Here is an 18568-nt window from a genome sequence, read left to right on the forward strand (position 1 = left end):
TGCTTGTAAGAATAACCCCGTTCGATAATCGGTAATCGCCGGTGCATTCATAACAATCTACAGGTATTGGGGCTGTCAGTGACGACATCGGCGGGCGACAAGAAACGTGAGCAGACGAGAAACGCTCTTGTCGTTACGAGAATCACGCAGTTCATTGCCAAGATGAACATCGCGCCCCTGCCGCGAAATTACGAATTGATCTACGAAATATTGTCGGGTCACAACCCGGCCATGGGCCGTGACATATTGGCGCTTGGCAACGCGCCGCAACAGCACGAGATCGATATGATCGGTCAACGGCACAATCTGCCCGGCTTTTCGAAGATCGAGGCCGAGCAGATGGCAAGCGAAGCGCTGGAAACACTGAAGCAAATCTCCGCAAGGCTGGACGCCGGACTGCAGCGCACCGAAACATTCATTGCCGGCATTTCCGAGGCGGAAGAGCACGAACCGCCATCAATGGAGCGGCTGGCGCAGCTGGTCAGCGACATTCACGAGGAACAAGCGAGCCTCCGCCACTTCGTCTCCATGGGTCTGATGAAGATCCGCGAGGTTGAAAAACGCCGGGCGGACCTGCAGGCCGGTTCCCTGCGTGACGCCCTGACCACACTTCCCAACCGTGCGGCCTTTCTTGAAAAACTCGGCGGCCTTTTCGCCGGAGACCGGGCGGCATCCGCCGTTTCGCTGATGCTGCTCAACATCGATCATTTCCGCGAGATCAACAACAAATACGGCTCCGCCGCCGGCAACAAGGCGTTGAGGCGGCTGGCCGCACTGTTCCGCAAGACGATCAAGAAGGACGATTTCGTCGCCCGCATCGGCGGCAATGAATTCGCCTTCCTGTTTGCGGGCGTTTCACAAAACACGGCCGAAGCCATCGCCGAACGCCTGCGGCAAAATGTCGAGACGCTGCGTTTTGTGACCAGCGAAGGTGAAGGCGAACATCTGACGGTCTCGATCGGCGTTGCCGCGGTGGACGGCACGGCCACGCCGGGCGAATTTTTCAGCCATGCCGAACTCGCCCTGCTTTCGGCACGCTGCGGCGCGCGCAATTGCGTCATCGGTTATTCGCGGGACGTCGCACAGCACAGCCGCAGCAGCTATCTGGCGCAGCTCGGCTGTTGAAGCCGCATTCTCTTGCGGTGTGGCGCGGGCGCTCTTGCCTTGGCCGGGCAGTTCGGCCAAAACGGCGCCATGATTACGATTACCGATCTTTCCGCCCGCATCGCCGGGCGCCTGCTTCTCGACCATGCCAGCGTGACGCTTCCCGCCGGCGTGAAGGCCGGTCTTGTCGGCCGCAACGGCGCCGGCAAATCCACCCTGTTCCGGGTCATCACCGGTGATCTTGCGGCGGAAAGCGGTTCGGTGACGATCCCGAAACAGGCGCGCATCGGCCAGGTGGCGCAGGAAGCGCCGGGAACGGAAGAATCGCTGATTTCCATCGTGCTTGCCGCCGACAAGGAACGCAGCGCCCTGCTGGCCGAAGCCGAGACCGCGACCGATCCGCACCGGATCGCCGAAATCCAGATGCGGCTCGTCGATATCGACGCCCATTCGGCCGAAGCCCGCGCGTCGAGCATTCTTGCCGGCCTCGGTTTCGATCACGAGGCCCAGCTTCGCCCCGCCTCCTCCTTTTCCGGCGGCTGGCGCATGCGCGTGGCACTCGCCTCGGTGCTGTTTGCCGAACCCGACCTGTTGCTGCTTGACGAGCCGACCAACTATCTCGACCTCGAAGGCACGCTCTGGCTGGAAGATTACATCCGGCGTTATCCGCATACCGTCATCATCATCAGCCATGACCGCGATCTTTTGAACAACGCCGTCAATTCCATCGTGCATCTCGACCAGAAGAAGCTGACCTTCTATCGGGGCGGTTACGACCAGTTCGAGCGGCAGAAGGCGGAGGCCGACGAATTGCAGATGAAGGCCAAGGCGAAAAACGACGCCGCCCGCAAACATCTGCAGAGCTTCATCGACCGTTTCCGCGCCAAGGCCACCAAGGCGCGGCAGGCCCAGAGCCGCATCAAGGCGCTGGAACGCATGGGCACCGTTGCCGCCGTGATCGAGGATCACGTCCAGCCGATCACCTTCCCCGAGCCGGAAAAGCAGCCCGCCTCGCCCATCGTCGCCATCAATGGCGGCGCGGTGGGTTATGAGCCGGGCAAGTCGATCCTGAAGCAGCTCAACCTCCGGATCGACAATGACGACCGCATCGCGCTGCTCGGCTCCAACGGCAACGGCAAATCCACCTTTGCGAAATTCATCTCCGGCCGGCTTGCCCCGCAGGCCGGCGATCTTCGCGTGGCTCCCGGCCTGAAGATCGGCTTTTTCGCGCAGCACCAGCTGGACGACCTCGTGCCGGAGGAAACGCCGGTGGAACATGTGCGCAAGCTGATGCCGCTGGTGCCGGAAGCGCAGGTGCGCTCGCGCGTCGCGCAGATGGGGCTTGCAACGGAAAAAATGGCAACGGCGGCGAAGGATCTGTCCGGCGGCGAAAAGGCCCGGCTGCTGATGGGGCTTGCGGCCTTTCACGCGCCGCACCTGCTGATCCTCGACGAACCGACCAACCACCTCGATATCGACAGCCGCAGGGCGCTGATCGAGGCGCTGAACGATTATAGCGGCGCGGTCATCCTCATTTCGCACGACCGGCATCTCATTGAAGCGACGGTGGACCGGCTGTGGCTGGTGGCCGACGGCACGGTAAAAACCTTCGAAGGCGATATGGAGGAATACCGCGATCTGGTCGTCTCCTCCGGCAGGAAGAAGGAAGACAAGGCGGAGGCTGCTCCCGATCAGGCGTCGAAGGCCGACCAGCGCAAGGCTAACGCCGAGAAGCGCGCCCAGCTTGCACCGCTGAAGAAAAAGATCAACGAAATCGAGTCCCTGACGGCAAAGCTTGAAAAACTGATTCAGGCGCTCGATGCCGAGCTGGCCGACCCCGCCCTTTACGAAAAAGCGCCGGCGAAAGCGGCGCAGAAGGTAAAGGAGCGCGGCGAAGCCGCCAGCAGGCTTTCAGACGCGGAAGAGCAGTGGCTGCTGCTTTCGGGCGAATATGAGGAAGCGATGGCGTCCTGATGGACGCCGGCGCAGCAAAACCGGCCGGCGCTTGCCGACGCCGGGCGCGATGCCGCCTTGCCAGAGCGACCGGACGGATCGCCGGACGCGTTCCGTCCGGCGTTGTGAGCCTTGCGCAGACGCAACCGACGCGCAATTCGTCAGCGCTGTTTACGCATATTCCCGGCGCGGCTGCAGGCGATCGAGCGGCACGGCCGGGGAGTACAGATATCCCTGACCGAAGCGGATGCCCATCTGTATGAGAAGCCGGCTCTGCTCCTCCGTTTCAATGCCTTCCGTCACCAGCTTGGCGCCATACCGTTCGGCGCTTTCGAAGGCGAGCGCGATGGCATCCCTGAACCGGGACTGATCGAGCCGCGACGTCATCCAGTGATCTATCTTGACCTCCTGAAACGGGAACCGTGCAAGCAGGGTCAGCGCAGCATAACCGGTGCCGAAATCATCCAGCGCCAGACGTATGCCCGCTGCGCTCAGCGTATCGAAATTCTGCTGCACGATATCGATGGCCGGTATCTTGCTCATCTCCGTCACCTCGATCGACAGACGATGCGCCGGGACCGCCATTTCCTGCAAAAACGCCACAACCCGCTCTCCGAAACCATCCGTCGCAAAGGATGAAGAGGAAATATTCACCGCAAGATGAAAATCGGGGTCGGGATATTGCAGCCCGGCGAGATCGCGGACGACCGCCTCGATCGTCGACCATTCGAACTCCACCAGCAGCCGGTGACGTTCGGCGATCTCCAGCACATAATAGGGCGAAAGCGCCTGCCCGCGGGCATCGATCGCCCGCAACAGCGCCTCTGCGCCAATCATGCGGCGATTGTGAATTTCGAATTTCGGCTGATAAAATATCGGCGGCTTGCCATATTTGATCCAATGCACCAGCATCTGCCGCACGCCCTCATCCCGCGCCGCCTTCTCGGCGAAGGAGAAGGGGAAAATCTGCACCGGATTTTCGCTTCTCCTCAACTCCAGGCTCAGATGCCGGAGGAACGACGCCACGTTCTCGTGCGAGAGCATATCCAGATTCGCCGCCCCGATTTTCAGATGCGGCACCGGCCCCGCCTCCGTGGACCGCGAAAAGGCGATCAACCCCTCATGAAGATGCATGACAAGGCTGGCGCTTTCCGATTTCTCCAGCGAAATTCCCTTTATGACCACCGCAAGCGTGGCATCGCCGAACATGAAGCTGGATGGGGCATCGAACTTCGACAACAGGCCGTCATCGTCGTTGCAGATTTCCCGTGCCAGTTTCGGCCAGAAGAGATCGGCCCAGTCCTCACCCTGATAGGCCGCGACATCGGCGATATTGACGATTTCAATCAGAAGCAGGGCGTGCGGCTCGGCCGGCGTCTGGCGCATCGTCATTTCAATATGGTCTTTGAGGGCACGCCGGTTCGGCAGGCCGGTCAGCGAATCCGTCCTCGCCGCAACGTCGCGTTTTTTCACCACTTCCCGCGCCCGCGCCTCGCTGCGCAACAGAAGAAACAGGCAGGCGATCATCGGCAGGCCGACCGCCGATCCGACGATGCGCCGTCCGATATTGCTCAGAAACACCTCCTGGTTGACCAGGCTGAGGGAGTAGGCCAGGCAGATAGCGAGCAAAGCCGCGAAAATCCTCGTCGCAAAGACGCCGACGATCTCCAGCATGCCGAGTTCGGTGAGGCGGCGGCTGCGCATCCAGCCATACATGGCGATGCCGGCAGCGGAGATGATGCTCATATCCAGAAGCGCCGCCGCAAAAAGGGCGGGACCGCCGAACAGGTAACGCGCGGCGGAGATAAACGCCAGACCGATCAACCCGCCCTGCCAAGACCCCAGCACCCCCGCCAGAAACAACAGGTCCGAGCGGATATAGGGCTTGGAAGGCAGCTGGATGAACTCGGAAACCAGGAGTGTCAGCAGAAAGCCGGTCACTCCGAAAACCGCTCCGTAATACACCTTATAACGCACGTCGTTAAACGCTATGCTCCGCTGCAGGAGCATCAGCACCGACAACATGCCGACCACGGCCGCCGCCTGAAGCAGCAGGAATGGAAGTTCGGCGGCGGATGCGGCCGCCTGGGTAACGATCAATTCCATCATTTGTAACTCACGGTTAAATATCGGCGCTGGCGCCCGAATTTCAGCACCTGGCCTTCACAAATCCAGCTTTTGCGCAGGGATAAAAACAGCATCATCGCCAACCGATCCGGACGATCTCCGCCAGAGCCGCATTGCCGGCGATGCCGTCCGAACAGTCGTTGTCAAACAAACACCCCATGTCTCCACCCTTTAAAAAGAATTCAATATAAAACTAAATTACAAAGCAATATTTTCGAAACTTATATTAAATCCCAATAGTTAAAATCGGATTATTACAGAAATAAAACATTAAAGTCGAAATCAATACTCATAAAAACCGATTTATTATTTATCCCGGATGCAGTAATCCGGTGTTTTGTCATGATGCCGCGATATGAAAAATGACGCTGCCTGCGGGGCTGAGCGCCTTGCCCCTTTGGCCGTTTCTGCTAGAAACCTGTAAAGTCACACTTTATCCCATGAAGCACTCAAACGGATTCCTCTCCATGTCAGCCACCAAGCTTGCCATTGTCGGCGTCGGCAAAATCGTTCGCGACCAGCATCTTCCCGCCATCGCAGGCAATCCGGATTTCGAATTGATCTGCACCGCGAGCCGCCACGGCACCGTGGACGGCGTCACGTCCTACGGCACCATCGAGGCGATGCTGGAGGCGGAGCCGGCGATCGACGCGGTTTCCTTGTGCATGCCGCCGCAATATCGTTACGACGCCGCTTATGCGGCGCTGAACGCCGGCAAACACGTCTCCCTCGAAAAACCGCCGGGCGCGACGCTTTCGGAGGTGCAGGATCTCGTCCGTCTTGCGGACCAAAAGGGGCTTTCCCTGTTTGCGAGCTGGCATTCGCGCTATGCGCCGGCGGTCGAAGCCGCAAAGGCCTTTCTGGCCTCGACGAAAATCGACAGCGTGCATGTCATCTGGAAGGAAGATGTGCGCCACTGGCATCCGAACCAGGCATGGATCTGGCAGGCGGGCGGCCTCGGCGTGTTCGACCCCGGCATCAATGCGCTCTCCATCATCACCCATATCCTGCCGCGCGCCCTTTTCCTCACCCGGGCCACGCTGGAATTCCCGGAAAACCGCGACGCGCCGATCGCCGCCGACCTCTATTTTTCCGACGTGACGAAAATGCCGGTGCACGCCGAATTCGACTGGCGCCAGACCGGCAAGCAAAGCTGGGACATCGTCGCCGAAACGGCAGCGGGGCAGATGGTGCTGTCCGAAGGCGGCGCGAAACTGTCGATCAACGGCGAGGAAAAACTATCGGCGCCGGAGCGGGAATATCCGGCTCTCTACGAGCGCTTCTCGCAGATCATCAAGGCCGGCCGGTCGGATGTCGACCTTGCGCCGTTGACCCACGTGGCCGACGCCTTCCTCCTCGGCCGCCACAAATTCGTGGATTCCTTCTACGACTGAGAAGCACGCAACGCTTCTCGAAGAAATGCCTCAAAGGGCGCGGCTGACGAAGCGGTCGCGCCCTGATTTTTTTGCCTGATAAAGCGCTTCGTCAACGCTGCACAGCAATGTTGCCCGGTCTGTACCCGCCTGCGGAGCAAGCGCGCCGCCGATGCTGAGGCGGGCGTCCACCTCCTGTCCGTCCACGCAGAAAGGTTTGCGAAAGGCGTCCAGCAGCCGGTCCGCCAACCCGTTCATGACATCGGGCGCGCCGGGCCGCGGTATAAAAATCGCGAATTCGTCGCCGCCCATGCGCACGACGATGTCCTCCTTGCGGATGGTGTGGCGAATGCGTCCGGCGGCCGCGGTCAAAACGCGGTCGCCCGCCGGATGGCCGAACGTGTCATTGATCATCTTGAAACCGTCCAGATCGAGATAGAGGACACCGAAGGCCTCTTTTGCTCGCAGCGCCGCTCCGAGCTGGCCGTCAACGATCGCCTCCAGCGCCTTGCGGTTATAAAAACCGGTCAGCGGATCGGTCATCGCCGCATCACGCAATTCGCGCTCGGCCAGACTCATGGTGAAATTGGCTTTCTGAAGCCGCAGCAGCGCGGCCGCCAGCAACGCGAAGTGTCTGAGATTGTCGATTTCAACGCGGGAAAATTTTCTCGGCACCGTATCGACCAGACAGAAGGCGCCGACAACAAGACCGGGCTCAAGCTCGATCGGCGCACCCGCATAGGAACGCAACTCCGGCCCAGCCTTCACATAGGACATGAAACGGAAATCCGGATGCTCGGTCAGGTCGGAAATCACCACCACATCCTGCTTGGCGATGACGCGGTTGCAGATCGACAGATCACGCGGGCACTCCGACAGCTGCATTCCCGATTGCTCGGCGATATGAAGCCAATCCTCATCGACAATATTGACCGCCGCGCGCGCCACGCCAAACACCCCCTGCCCCAGTTGCGACAGCACTTTCAGCTCCGGCATCTCGGCATTCTTGAAAGACATGATCGACCGCACCGCGACCAGGCGCTCCATTTCTGCGTCCGGTCGTGATATCGCCTGTCCCATGCGCAAGTCCTTCTGCTGTTTCGTGACGCGAAGCCGCCCCGACCCTGACAGGGCGACCCCTGACGGCCCGCCACTCTTCAAGCCAGCGCCGCTTCGGCTGCCTTCCCTTTCGCCGCATAATGCAAAAACCGGCAGCGGACGCCACATGCGAATTTTTGCCGGTCTGTTTGCATATGGAACCAATCGGGCGGAACGCCCTCGAGCCGAGGCGCGATCACGCCTTTTTCTGCCAACGGCCTTCCGGAGACTGCTGCCAGTAGGTCAGCGTATGCCCCCCGGTTTTCAGGCTTTTCCAGTGATTTCGCGCCATTTCCAGCTGGTAGGCGTCATATCCGTCGAACATGAACACGATACGCTCATAAGCCTCCACGGCCGGCGGCTCGGCGCCGTCGACCAGAAAGCGGACGCTCGCCGCATTGCCGTTCTCATCCGAGGCGGTCAAAAGAATCGGTTGGTTTTGCGGGGAGGAAGCCGTGTCGGTGGCGTGCGGCAGGAAACTGTCGTCGCGAAAGGTCCACAGATGCGTATCGAGAAAATCGCGGCGCTCCTCGTCCACCGTCTGGATCGCGACCTTCCAGCCGCGTTCCAGAGACTTTTCGAGCAAGGGCGGCAGCGCATCCTCCAGCTTCGATTCCGTCAGATGGTAAAACAGAATTTCGGTCATGCGCAGACTTGCCGCTCCGGTCGGTTCAATCTTCGTAATGGGCACGAACGAGTTCGTTCAAAAGCCGCACGCCATAACCCGACCCCCAGGACTGGTTGATCTCGGTGAGCGGCGACCCCATGGCGGTGCCGGCGATATCGAGATGCGCCCACGGGGTTTCGCCCACGAAACGCTTGAGGAACTGCGCGGCGGTGACGGAGCCGGCCAGCCGGCCCGCACTGTTCTTCATGTCGGCGAATTTGGAATCGATGATCTTGTCATAGTCCTTGCCGAGCGGCATGCGCCACAGTTTTTCCGCCGTCACATCGCCCGCCTCGGCAAGACGTGCCGCCAGTTCATCGTCATTGGAAAAGAGACCGGCCTGCAGATTGCCGAGCGCAACCGTGATCGCGCCCGTCAGGGTGGCGAGATTGATCATGAATTTCGGGTTGAAGCGTTCCTTGGTGTACCAGAGCGCATCGGCCAGAACCAGCCGGCCTTCGGCATCGGTATTGATGATCTCGATGGTCTGGCCGGACATGGAGGTAACGATGTCACCCGGGCGCTGGGCGTTGCCATCGGGCATGTTTTCCACAAGACCGATGACGCCGATCACATTCGCCTTGGCCTTGCGGGCGGCGAGCACATGCATGAGGCCGGTCACGGCCGCAGCCCCGCCCATGTCGCCCTTCATGTCTTCCATGTTGAGGCCGGGCTTCAGCGAAATGCCGCCGGTATCGAAAACGACGCCCTTGCCGACGAAGGCAATCGGCTCATCCTTCTTGGAACCGCCGTTCCACTGCATGACGGCAAGCCGGGGCGGACGGGCCGAGCCCTGGGCCACGCCGAGAAGCGCATTCATGCCGAGTTTCTTCAGCTCCTTCTCGCCAAGAATGTCCACATCGACGCCGAGCTTGCGCAGCTCTTCCGCCTTCTCGGCGAATTCGACGGGGCCGAGAACATTCGGCGGCAGATTGACGAGATCGCGTGCCAGAACCACACCGCCTGCCACGGCTTCCGAGACGGCGAAGGCCTTTTCCGCTTCCTGGTGGCCGGCCGTGACGATGACGACATCGACTTTTTTCGGCGTCTTTTCATCGTCGGATTTCTTTTTCGTCTTGTAGGCATCGAAGCTGTAGGCGCGCAGCAGCAGGCCCAGCGCGAAATCCGCCGCCGCCTGCGCACCGACCTCGACGCCCGGGGCGTCAAGATAGATGGCGACCTTGTTCGCCTTGCGGAAATTGGCGGCCGCGGTGCCGCCGGCGCGCAGCCAGTCATGCGCCACCAGTTTGGACGGCTTGCCGAGACCGATGACGAGCAGACGGTCAGCGGCGGACCCCTGCGGCGCGATCACGTCGAGCGTCGCCATGGATTTTGCGGAAAAGCCGGAAATCTTCGCCGCCCTTTCGATCACGCCGCCCGGATCGGCCTCGGAGGCGCCGGCGACGGCCTGTGCCTCACCCGAGGCCTGCAGCACAACGGCCAGAGCGTTTTCAAGCGAGGCGGAATTGGCGAAAGAAATATCGAATTTGGCGGACATGTTTTCCTGCTCTTCGTGGACGACCTGCATGATGCGCCCAATCTTGGCCTTTTCGGCCCCGGGCGCAACCCTGCATTCTTTAAAGGCCGACAGTCCCGAAAGGAAAGGCATTTTTGTGGAACGCGAAATCACGTCATGAAACCGACAGCTTGTTCCACAAAAAGACACAGAGGTTGGAAAAATCGTCGCGCAAAACATATTTGTGAGCATGCCGGAATAGCCAATTGCAAACGATGCGATTAGATAGGCGGAAATCCGGCGGGCGATCGTGCGGAAAACAATGTCGACAAGGGCAGTATGAAGCTTCTCGAGAACTATATCCTGCGGCGGACAACGCAGATGTTTCTGGTCGCGCTGCTGCCGGTGCTGGCCATCATCTGGACCATCCAGGTTCTCCAGAGAATCAATCTCGTCACCGATACGGGCCAGTCCATGGGCTCCTTCATGGCCCTTGCGACCATGATCCTGCCGACCCTCATTCCCGTCGTCCTGCCTTTCGCCCTCGTCATCGGCATCACCCAGATCTTCACGGCGATGAACAATGATTCCGAGCTCGCCATCATCGATGCGGCCGGGGCGCCGCGTTCGATCATGTTTCGCCCGGTCCTCATTCTCGCCGCCGTTTTGAGTGCGCTTTCCTTCACCATCACCAATTTCATCGAGCCGCCCGCGCGTAACTCCGCCCGGCAGATGGTGGCTGCGGCCTATGCCGACCTGCTGTCGTCCGTGATCGAGGAAAAAACCTTCCGCACCATTCAGGACGGTCTTTACGTGCAGATCGCCCAGCGGCAGGGCCGTATTCTCAAGGGCCTGTTCGTTGCCGACCGCCGCGATCCGAATTTCGATCTCATCTATTACGCCAAGGAAGGCATGATCGACGAAAGCGGCACGTCGCTGACCATGCGCGACGGCGAGGTGCAGCAGAAGACGCCGGACGGCAAGGTCTCGATCGTCAAGTTCCTGTCCTACGCCTTCGATCTTTCGACCATGTCGGAGAAGCAGGATTCCGAACCGTCGCTGGCTCCCGGCGATGCCAGCCTCGGCTTCCTGCTCTCGCCCGACGAAAACAATGCGAGCTACAAGCGGTCTCCGGAGACCTTCCGCAGCGAGCTGCACAAGCGGCTGTCGGACTGGATGTTCGCCTTCTCCTTCGCGCTCATCTCGCTGGTCATCGCCGCCGATGCCCGTTCGCACCGCGAAGCGCGCATGCATCCGATGGTCGCGGCGCTGGTGACGGCCTTCATGCTGCGCTGGCTCGGTTTTTACGTCACCAACCAGGTCAAGCAGAGCGCGGCCTTCATTCCGCTGGTCTATGCCGTGCCGGGTCTCAGCGGCGCCGCCGCCGCCTTCATCCTGCTGACCGGCCGCAAGCCGAAAATGCCGAAGGTGATCGCGGATGCCGCAGGCCGCCTGCGTCGTCTCTTCTCCAGCCGGATGGCGAAAAGCCAGGGGAGCGGCAACACATGATTTTCAATACGCTCGCCCGTTATTTCCTGAAGCGATATCTGATAACCGCCATCTGGTTCGTGCTCGGCGTATCCTCGATCATCTATCTTGCCGACTTCAGCGAGACGGCGCGGCGCATGTCCGGCCTGCCCGGCTATTCCGTTCCGGCCGCCCTCGGACTGACGGCGCTTCGCCTGCCGCTGATCCTGCAGCAGACCGTTCCCTTCATCGCGCTTTTCGTCGGCATGACGACGCTGATCTCGCTCAACCGGCGTTACGAACTGGTGGTGACCCGCGCCGCCGGCATTTCCGCCTGGCAGTTCATCCTTCCCTTCGTGCTTGGATCCATTCTCATCGGCATCCTCTCCGTCACCATCCTCAACCCCATCGCCGCCTGGGGACAGAACAAGTCACTGGCCATGGAGGCGGGTCTGCGCAACGAAGCAGGCGGCGGCCGCCAGCAGGAGATCATTCCGTGGATGCGCCAGGCAAGCGGCGGCCAGGACACGATCATCGGCGCCAAGAGCTTCGAGGACAATGGAACGATGCTTCTCGACGTGGTTCTGATCCACCTCGACAAGGACGGAAACATCGTCTCGCGACAGGATGCGAAGTCGGCTAAGTTGGAAGATGGTTACTGGCTTCTTAACGGCGTTTCGGAAACGCGCGCCGGGCATGTGCCAGTTCGGCAAGAAAGCACGCGGATCAGTACCAATCTGAGACGGGAATTCGTCCAGGAGCGCATGACGCAGACGGAAACCGTTGCTTTCTTTGACCTTTCTCACAAGATCGAAGTTGCAAAGTCTTTTGGACTGTCTTCAAAAGCGCTTGAGACGCAGTATCATTTCCTGCTATCGACGCCCCTGCTTCTGGTTGCGATGACCTTGATCGCCGCGACCGTTTCATTAAAGTTCAGCCGCTTCGCCCAGTCGCGCTCCGTGATTCTGGGTGGAATCGTTTCCGGCTTCGTGCTTTATGTAGTAACCGTGCTCGTAAGGGCATTCGGGAGTGGTGGTGTTGTCCCTCCCACCGTCGCGGTCTGGGTTCCAGTCATCGTGGCGTTGGCTTTGGGGGCAACCATTCTGCTTCATCAGGAGGACGGCTAGTGGCGGTATATGACCGCGGGAATATCAGGCGGCTTTGGACGGCCCTTCTGACGGGTGCCGCTGTGTGCGCGTATTTGGCATCAAGCCCGGTCGCTTTTGGCCAGGGCGGGTTGCTTGCGTCGGCAAGCCAAGACGATTCGAAACTCCTGCTTACGGCAAATGAACTGACCTATAACCGCGATTCCCAGCGCGTGATCGCGAAGGGCGTGGTTCGCATGAAATACTCGGGCTACCGCATGGTGGCCCAGCAAGTGGAATATAACCAGCAGACCGGCCGCGTGATCGCCCATGGCAATATCGAGCTGATCGAGCCCGGCGGCAACAAGATCTACGCCGACGAAATGGATGTGACCGACGATTTCGGTCAGGGTTTCGTCAACGCGCTGCGCGTCGAGACACCGGACAATACCCGTATCGCGGGTGAAAGCGCCGAGCGTCTCGAAGGCGACCTGATGGTCCTCAACAACGGCGTCTATACCGCCTGTCTGCCCTGCGCCGCCAAGCCTGAAAAGGCGCCGCTCTGGCAGGTCAAGGCCGAGCGCGTCATCCAGGACGGAAAAACCCATACGATCCGCCTGGAAAAAGCCCGTTTGCAGCTTTTCGGCCATTCGATCGCCTATGTGCCGTTCCTGACGGTTCCGGACAATACTGTGAAGCGGAAGTCCGGTTTCCTGTTCCCGCAGATGAGCATTACCGACAATCTCGGTTTCGGTATCGGCGTCCCCTATTTCCAGGTTCTGTCCGACACGTCAGATGTGACGGTGACGCCGACCTATTATACCACGCAGGGCCTGCTGCTCCAGGCGGAGCTGCGGCAGCGTTTCGAAACCGGCATGCATACGTTTACGATTGCCGGCATCAGCCAGCAGAAGTCCGACACGTTCACGGCCGGAACCAGCGATGCGCTCAACGACAATCGTGGCATGATCGCCAGCAAGGGCGACTTCACCATCAATCCGCGCTGGGCCTTTGGCTGGGATGCCATGGTGCAGACGGACAACAACTTTTCACGCACCTACGGGCTGAAGGGTTACAAGAACAGCGTCCAGACGAACCAGATCTATCTGAGCGGCACCGGCGACCGGAACAGCTTTGACGCCCGCGGTTATTATTTCAACGTCCAGGATACGGATAATACCGAATCCCAGGAGCGCAAGCAGGCGATCGTCCATCCGGTTGTCGATTACCGTTATTTCGTGCCGGATCCGATCTATGGCGGCGAGCTTTCGCTGACCACCAACCTGACCAGCATTACCTGCCAGAAGCAGGATGCCTATGCGCTGGGAGGCTATTCGCGCTTCAACGGACTTGAGGGCGATTATACGCGTCTTTCCACCGAGGCCGAGTGGAAGCGTACTTTCACGATGGACAGCGGCCTGCAGATCACGCCGATCTTCGCGGCGCGCGGCGATGCGTTGTGGACGGACATGTCTCCGACAAGCTTTACCTCGGGCGGCACATCCTATGCCTATGAGGGCATGATGCATGACGACGCGGCATTGCGCGGCATGGTCACCGGCGGTCTGGAAGTGCGTTACCCTTGGCTCTTCACGGCACTCAACAGCAGCCACGTGATCGAGCCCATCGCACAGATCTTCGTGCGTCCGAACGAGCAATATTCCGGCCGCCTTCCCAACGAGGATGCGCAGGCCTTCGTATTCGACGCGACCAATCTGTTCGAACGCGACAAATTCTCCGGTTTCGACCGGATCGAAGGCGGCACGCGCGCCAATCTCGGCTTCCGTTATAACGGTACCTTCGACAACGGCTACGGCGTTCGCGCCATTGTCGGCCAGTCTTTCCATCTGGCGGGCGAGAATTCCTTCGCCTCCTACGATCTGGCCAATGTCGGCGCCGATTCCGGTCTGGAATCCGACCGTTCGGATTACGTCGCCATGGCTGCCTTCGATGCGCCGATCGGCCTGTCGCTGTCGTCGAGCCTGCGTCTCGACAAGGACAATCTCGACATCAACCGATCGGAGACAGGCCTCAGCTATTCGGATCGCCGCATCACCGGCAAGCTCAGCTACACCCAGGTCAAGGCGCAGCCGAAATATGGCTATAACGAAGACCGCGATATCGTTCAGGCCTCCGGCACGCTGCGCATGGACGACAACTGGTCGCTGTTCGGCTCGATCAACTACGATCTGAACGGCAAGTTTGCCGCCGAACGCCGGGTCGGCATCCTCTACCAGGACGAATGCACGATCTTCACCGTCAGCTATTCCGACGAGGGCAACATCACTTCCAGCCGGCAGGCCGCGAATGACTGGTCGATCAATGCCCGCCTGGCGTTCCGGACGCTCGGCGATATCAGCGTCGGCTCCGCAAACGAGGACTGGGCCGATATGGATATCGGTTGGAAGCCGAACAATTACTGAGTTTAAAGGCGGGTCATGCAGCGTCGTGGCCTGCCTTTTTGCTGTCCAGCCAGTAAAAGTCACGGTTTTGCCGCAACAACACGCCAGTGTCGGCCGCATATAAACCTCCAGCGGGTTTTCTTTCAACAAACCGACACATTGCCGTGCTGCGGATCGCGATGATATATACGTGGCAAAATCGCGGTGCGGATACGCAAATGCAGTTCTGAAAGCCGGGAGTGCTGCACTCCGGACCGACAGACGAACAGATTGGCGGGAAAGGGAAACAGGACCCTGCCCGACGAAAGGGAGAAGGATATGATGAATTTCGGAAAGACGGCTTTGCGTGGCGCGGCTTTCGCCTTTGCGATATTCGCTGTTCCCATGGCTGTCGTGCCTTATGCCGGTCAGGCCTTCGCCGACAGCACCGTCAAGATCGTCGTCAACAAGACCCCCATCACCAATGACGATATCGCCAAGCGCGTCGCCTTCCTGAAGCTGCAGCGCCAGTCCGGCAACCTCAATGAAAAAGCGCGCGAGCAGCTGGTCGACGAGGCGCTGAAGCGCGAGGAGATCGGCCGCGTGAAGATGTCGGTCAGCACCGATGATGTCGATGCGGCTTTTGCGCGTTTTGCCGCCAACAACAAGATGAGCCCGCAACAGCTGACGCAAGTGCTGTCGCAGGCGGGTGTCGGCGCCGACCACTTCAAGGCCTTCATCGCAGTGCAGATGAGCTGGCCGCGCCTTGTCAACGCCCGTTATGGCGCACGTGGCAAGATGTCGACCCAGGATCTCGTCACCCGCCTGAAAGAGCGCGGCGACAAGCCCGTCACGACAGAATATTTCCTGCAGCAGATCATTTTCGTCATTCCGGAATCGAAACGCAACGCGATTACCGGCAAACGCAAGGCTGAGGCAGAAGCGTCGCGCAAGCGTTACCCCGGCTGCGACCAGGCCATGAGCTTTGCCGCAACCATGCGCGATGTGGCGATCAAGGATCTTGGCCGCATTCTGGCCCCCGAGCTGCCGGAAGACTGGAAGGCTTTGGTGGAAAAGACCAAGGAAGGCGGCACCACCGGCACCCGCGTTACCGAAAAGGGCGTCGAATATCTGGCGATCTGCAAGCAGCGTCAGGTCTCGGACGACTATGCGGCGGAAATGGTGTTCAAGGCCGAGGACCTGATGAAGGCCAAGGACGGCGAAAACCCCAACGAGAAGAAATATATGGATGAGTTGCGCAAGAAGGCGCAGATCGTCAACACCTGATATCGATACGAAAGCCGGGTCTTCCGTGACACATGCATCCCTGCCGCTTGCCCTGACCCAGGGAGATCCAGCCGGTATCGGCCCCGATATCGCTATCGCCGCCTGGGCGAAGCGCCGGGAGAATAACCTGCCGCCCTTCATTTTCATCGGCGACCCCGATGTGGTGGCAAGTCGTGCGGCGCTGATCGGTGTTACCGTCAATATCGAGACATGCGACGCTGGAGATGCCGTCAGCCTGTTCCCGCGCGCTTTTCCCGTGCTTCCCCTCCCCGTCGGTTTCGAAGTTCAGGCCGGCCAGCCGCATGTCGGCGCCGCCCATGCCACGATCAAGGCCATCGAGACCGCCGTGTCTCTCACGGTCGAGGGCAAGGCCGCGGCCGTCGTCACCAATCCGATTGCGAAATCCGTGCTTTACGAGGCCGGTTTCGGTTTTCCCGGTCACACGGAATTCCTGGCCGATCTCGCCTTGAGGCTCACCGGCACACAGGTGACGCCGGTGATGATGATTGCCGGACCCAAGGTCCGCGTCGTACCGGTGACGATCCATATTCCCGTAAAGGACGTGCCGGCGGCGTTGACCGAAGAGCTGATCGTTACGACCTGCCGGATCACCGACACCGATCTGCGCCAGAAATTCGGCATTGCGGCGCCGCGTCTGGCCGTTGCCGGCCTCAATCCGCATGCGGGCGAAGATGGCGCGCTCGGCACAGAAGATCGCGACATCGTTCATCCGGCGACCATGCGGTTGCGCAAGGACGGGATCGATGCCTTCGGTCCCCTGCCCGCCGACACCATGTTCCACGATGCCGCCCGCAAGCGTTATGACGTGGCGGTGTGCATGTATCACGATCAGGCCCTCATTCCGGCCAAGGCGCTCGGTTTTGACGATTCCGTCAATGTCACGCTCGGCCTGCCCTTCATCCGCACCTCGCCCGACCATGGCACCGCCTTCGGCATTGCCGGCCAGGGCATTGCCAATGAAGCGAGCCTTGTCGCGGCGCTGACGATGGCCGCGGACATCTCCACCCGAAGCCGGGCCGGCGCATAATGGCGGCCATAGACGGACTGCCGCCGCTGCGCGATGTCATCCAGCGCCATGGGCTCGACGCGAAGAAGTCGCTGGGGCAGAACTTCCTGTTCGACCTCAATCTCACCCAGAAGATCGCCCGAACGGCAGGACCGCTTGAAGGCGTCACGGTGATCGAGGTCGGTCCCGGTCCCGGCGGCCTCACCCGCGCCATTCTTTCGCTCGGTGCAAAAAAGGTCATCGCCGTCGAACGCGACAGCCGTTGCCTGCCGGCGCTTGCGGAAATAGAGGCGCACTATCCCGGGCGTCTCGAGGTGATCGAGGGCGATGCCCTGAAGACCGATTTCGAGGCGCTCATTCCGGCCGGCGAGCCCGTGCGGATCATCGCCAACCTGCCTTACAATGTCGGCACGCAATTGCTGGTCAACTGGCTTCTGCCAAAGGAATGGCCGCCGTTCTGGCTTTCCATGACGCTGATGTTCCAGAAGGAAGTCGGCCAGCGCATCGTGGCCGAAGAGGGTGACAACCATTATGGCCGTCTCGGCGTTCTTTCGGGCTGGCGCACCGTCGCGGAAATGGCCTTCGATGTGCCGCCGCAGGCTTTCAGCCCGCCGCCGAAGGTGACCTCCACCGTCGTGCACCTGCTGCCGAAGGAAAGGCCGCTGCCCTGCGAGGTCGGCAAGCTTGAAAAGGTGACCGAAGCCGCCTTCGGCCAGCGCCGCAAGATGCTGCGCCAGAGCGTGAAAAGCCTTGGCGGCGAGACGCTGCTGGCAAAGGCGGGCATCGATCCCACACGGCGGGCGGAAACGCTGTCGGTGGAGGAGTTCGTGACGCTGGCGAATTACCTGTAGATCCGCCACGCGCTGCTCTGAACAGCGGGTATTGGTTCTTAGACGCTGCGAATAGAGGAACAAGCGCGTGGAGAGTGCCGGTTTTCACTACAAGCTCGACATTCCCGCTGAAGTGCCTGACTGCGCGGTTGTCTTGCTGCACGGATCGGGACGAACGGAAGAAGACCTTATCCCTTTTGGCCGCGCTGTCTTTCCCAGGGGTGCCCTATACGCGCCGAGAGGTACCGTTGCCTGGGAAGCGGGCTTTGCATTCTTTCGCCGGAGGCCCGACAGACAGCTCGATAGTGACGATCTGAGACATCGAGCCGGCGGGCTTTGCCGGTTTGTCACCTTTGTGTTTGAGCAGACCGGGCAAAGACCGCTTCTCGTTGGATATTCGAACGGTGCAATCATCGCGGCTGAAGCGTTATGCCAGAACCGCCATCTATCGAAGGGCGCCATTCTGCTTCGCCCGCTCTCTCCAAGAAATGACGCGCTTCTGCCGAATCTTACAGGATATCCCGTGCTCCTGCTGGCAGGTGCCCATGACGACCGGCGTCACCCCTGCGATGCGCCGCATCTGGCCGGGCAGCTGGCTTCAGCCGGCGCTGAGGTTGTTCTGGAGACGATCGACACGGGTCATGGCTGGGCGGAAGACGCGATGGACGAGCGGCTGTCCCGCCAGTGGCTGGCGCGCGGAAGCACAGCGTAAA

Annotated in this window: 14 protein-coding genes; 10 read left to right on the forward strand and 4 right to left on the reverse strand. The window is 60.3% G+C overall.

From position 1 onward, the window contains the following. Nucleotides 1-78: 78 nt before the first annotated feature. Together ACI2KA_RS10375 and ACI2KA_RS10380 are read left to right on the forward strand one after the other, a co-directional pair. On the forward strand, nucleotides 79-1125 hold the full coding sequence (locus ACI2KA_RS10375; protein WP_404501692.1) for a GGDEF domain-containing protein: 1047 nt from the start codon (nucleotides 79-81) through the stop codon (nucleotides 1123-1125). 69 nt (nucleotides 1126-1194) lie between these two features. After that, nucleotides 1195-3078: an ABC-F family ATP-binding cassette domain-containing protein gene (locus ACI2KA_RS10380; protein ID WP_404501694.1), complete on the forward strand. Its 1884-nt coding sequence runs from the start codon at nucleotides 1195-1197 to the stop codon at nucleotides 3076-3078. A gap of 150 nt (nucleotides 3079-3228) precedes the next feature. Here the strand turns inward: ACI2KA_RS10380 and ACI2KA_RS10385 are convergent, their stop codons facing one another. Next, nucleotides 3229-5166, reverse strand: coding sequence for an EAL domain-containing protein (locus tag ACI2KA_RS10385; protein ID WP_404501695.1), 1938 nt, complete (start codon nucleotides 5164-5166; stop codon nucleotides 3229-3231). 485 nt (nucleotides 5167-5651) lie between these two features. Between ACI2KA_RS10385 and ACI2KA_RS10390 the strand changes: the two genes are divergently transcribed. After that, entirely contained in the window at nucleotides 5652-6578 is a 927-nt protein-coding gene (locus ACI2KA_RS10390) for a Gfo/Idh/MocA family protein (RefSeq protein ID WP_404501697.1), read from the forward strand. 30 nt (nucleotides 6579-6608) lie between these two features. Here the strand turns inward: ACI2KA_RS10390 and ACI2KA_RS10395 are convergent, their stop codons facing one another. The 3 genes from ACI2KA_RS10395 to ACI2KA_RS10405 all read right to left on the reverse strand — a co-directional run bounded on the left by ACI2KA_RS10395 (nucleotide 6609) and on the right by ACI2KA_RS10405 (nucleotide 9820). Further along, on the reverse strand, nucleotides 6609-7637 hold the full coding sequence (locus ACI2KA_RS10395) for a sensor domain-containing diguanylate cyclase (protein ID WP_404501699.1): 1029 nt from the start codon (nucleotides 7635-7637) through the stop codon (nucleotides 6609-6611). A gap of 214 nt (nucleotides 7638-7851) precedes the next feature. Then, nucleotides 7852-8301 (reverse strand): DNA polymerase III subunit chi, encoded by a 450-nt coding sequence (locus tag ACI2KA_RS10400; RefSeq protein WP_404501701.1) that lies wholly within the window; start codon nucleotides 8299-8301, stop codon nucleotides 7852-7854. A gap of 25 nt (nucleotides 8302-8326) precedes the next feature. Then, nucleotides 8327-9820 carry a leucyl aminopeptidase gene (locus ACI2KA_RS10405; protein WP_404501910.1) on the reverse strand — a complete coding sequence of 498 codons (1494 nt, stop codon included), beginning with the start codon at nucleotides 9818-9820 and terminating at the stop codon, nucleotides 8327-8329. Nucleotides 9821-10117: 297 nt separating this feature from the next. On the opposite strand from ACI2KA_RS10405, the gene ACI2KA_RS10410 reads away from it, so the two are divergent. The 7 genes from ACI2KA_RS10410 to ACI2KA_RS10440 all read left to right on the forward strand — a co-directional run bounded on the left by ACI2KA_RS10410 (nucleotide 10118) and on the right by ACI2KA_RS10440 (nucleotide 18567). Continuing rightward, complete coding sequence (locus ACI2KA_RS10410) at nucleotides 10118-11287, forward strand: LptF/LptG family permease (RefSeq protein ID WP_404501703.1); 1170 nt, start codon at nucleotides 10118-10120, stop codon at nucleotides 11285-11287. After that, nucleotides 11284-12372 (forward strand): LPS export ABC transporter permease LptG, encoded by a 1089-nt coding sequence (lptG, locus tag ACI2KA_RS10415; protein WP_404501705.1) that lies wholly within the window; start codon nucleotides 11284-11286, stop codon nucleotides 12370-12372. The genes ACI2KA_RS10410 and lptG overlap by 4 nt, the downstream gene beginning before the upstream one ends. Continuing rightward, nucleotides 12372-14753: an LPS-assembly protein LptD gene (locus ACI2KA_RS10420; RefSeq protein WP_404501707.1), complete on the forward strand. Its 2382-nt coding sequence runs from the start codon at nucleotides 12372-12374 to the stop codon at nucleotides 14751-14753. Before lptG ends, ACI2KA_RS10420 begins: the two co-directional genes overlap by 1 nt. 297 nt (nucleotides 14754-15050) lie before the next feature. Continuing rightward, nucleotides 15051-15998, forward strand: a complete 948-nt coding sequence (locus ACI2KA_RS10425) for a SurA N-terminal domain-containing protein (protein WP_404501709.1) — start codon at nucleotides 15051-15053, stop codon at nucleotides 15996-15998. A gap of 25 nt (nucleotides 15999-16023) precedes the next feature. Beyond that, nucleotides 16024-17046 (forward strand): 4-hydroxythreonine-4-phosphate dehydrogenase PdxA, encoded by a 1023-nt coding sequence (gene pdxA, locus ACI2KA_RS10430; protein WP_404501711.1) that lies wholly within the window; start codon nucleotides 16024-16026, stop codon nucleotides 17044-17046. Further along, on the forward strand, nucleotides 17046-17876 hold the full coding sequence (gene rsmA / locus ACI2KA_RS10435; RefSeq protein WP_404501713.1) for a 16S rRNA (adenine(1518)-N(6)/adenine(1519)-N(6))-dimethyltransferase RsmA: 831 nt from the start codon (nucleotides 17046-17048) through the stop codon (nucleotides 17874-17876). Before pdxA ends, rsmA begins: the two co-directional genes overlap by 1 nt. A 67-nt stretch (nucleotides 17877-17943) precedes the next feature. After that, the gene (locus ACI2KA_RS10440) at nucleotides 17944-18567 is read left to right on the forward strand and encodes an alpha/beta hydrolase (RefSeq protein ID WP_404501715.1); all 624 of its coding nucleotides are present in this window, start codon (nucleotides 17944-17946) and stop codon (nucleotides 18565-18567) included. Nucleotide 18568: the final 1 nt, after the last annotated feature.

It is taken from the genome of Agrobacterium sp. NPDC089420 (genome assembly GCF_044900305.1).
Classification (GTDB): Bacteria; Pseudomonadota; Alphaproteobacteria; order Rhizobiales; family Rhizobiaceae; genus Agrobacterium.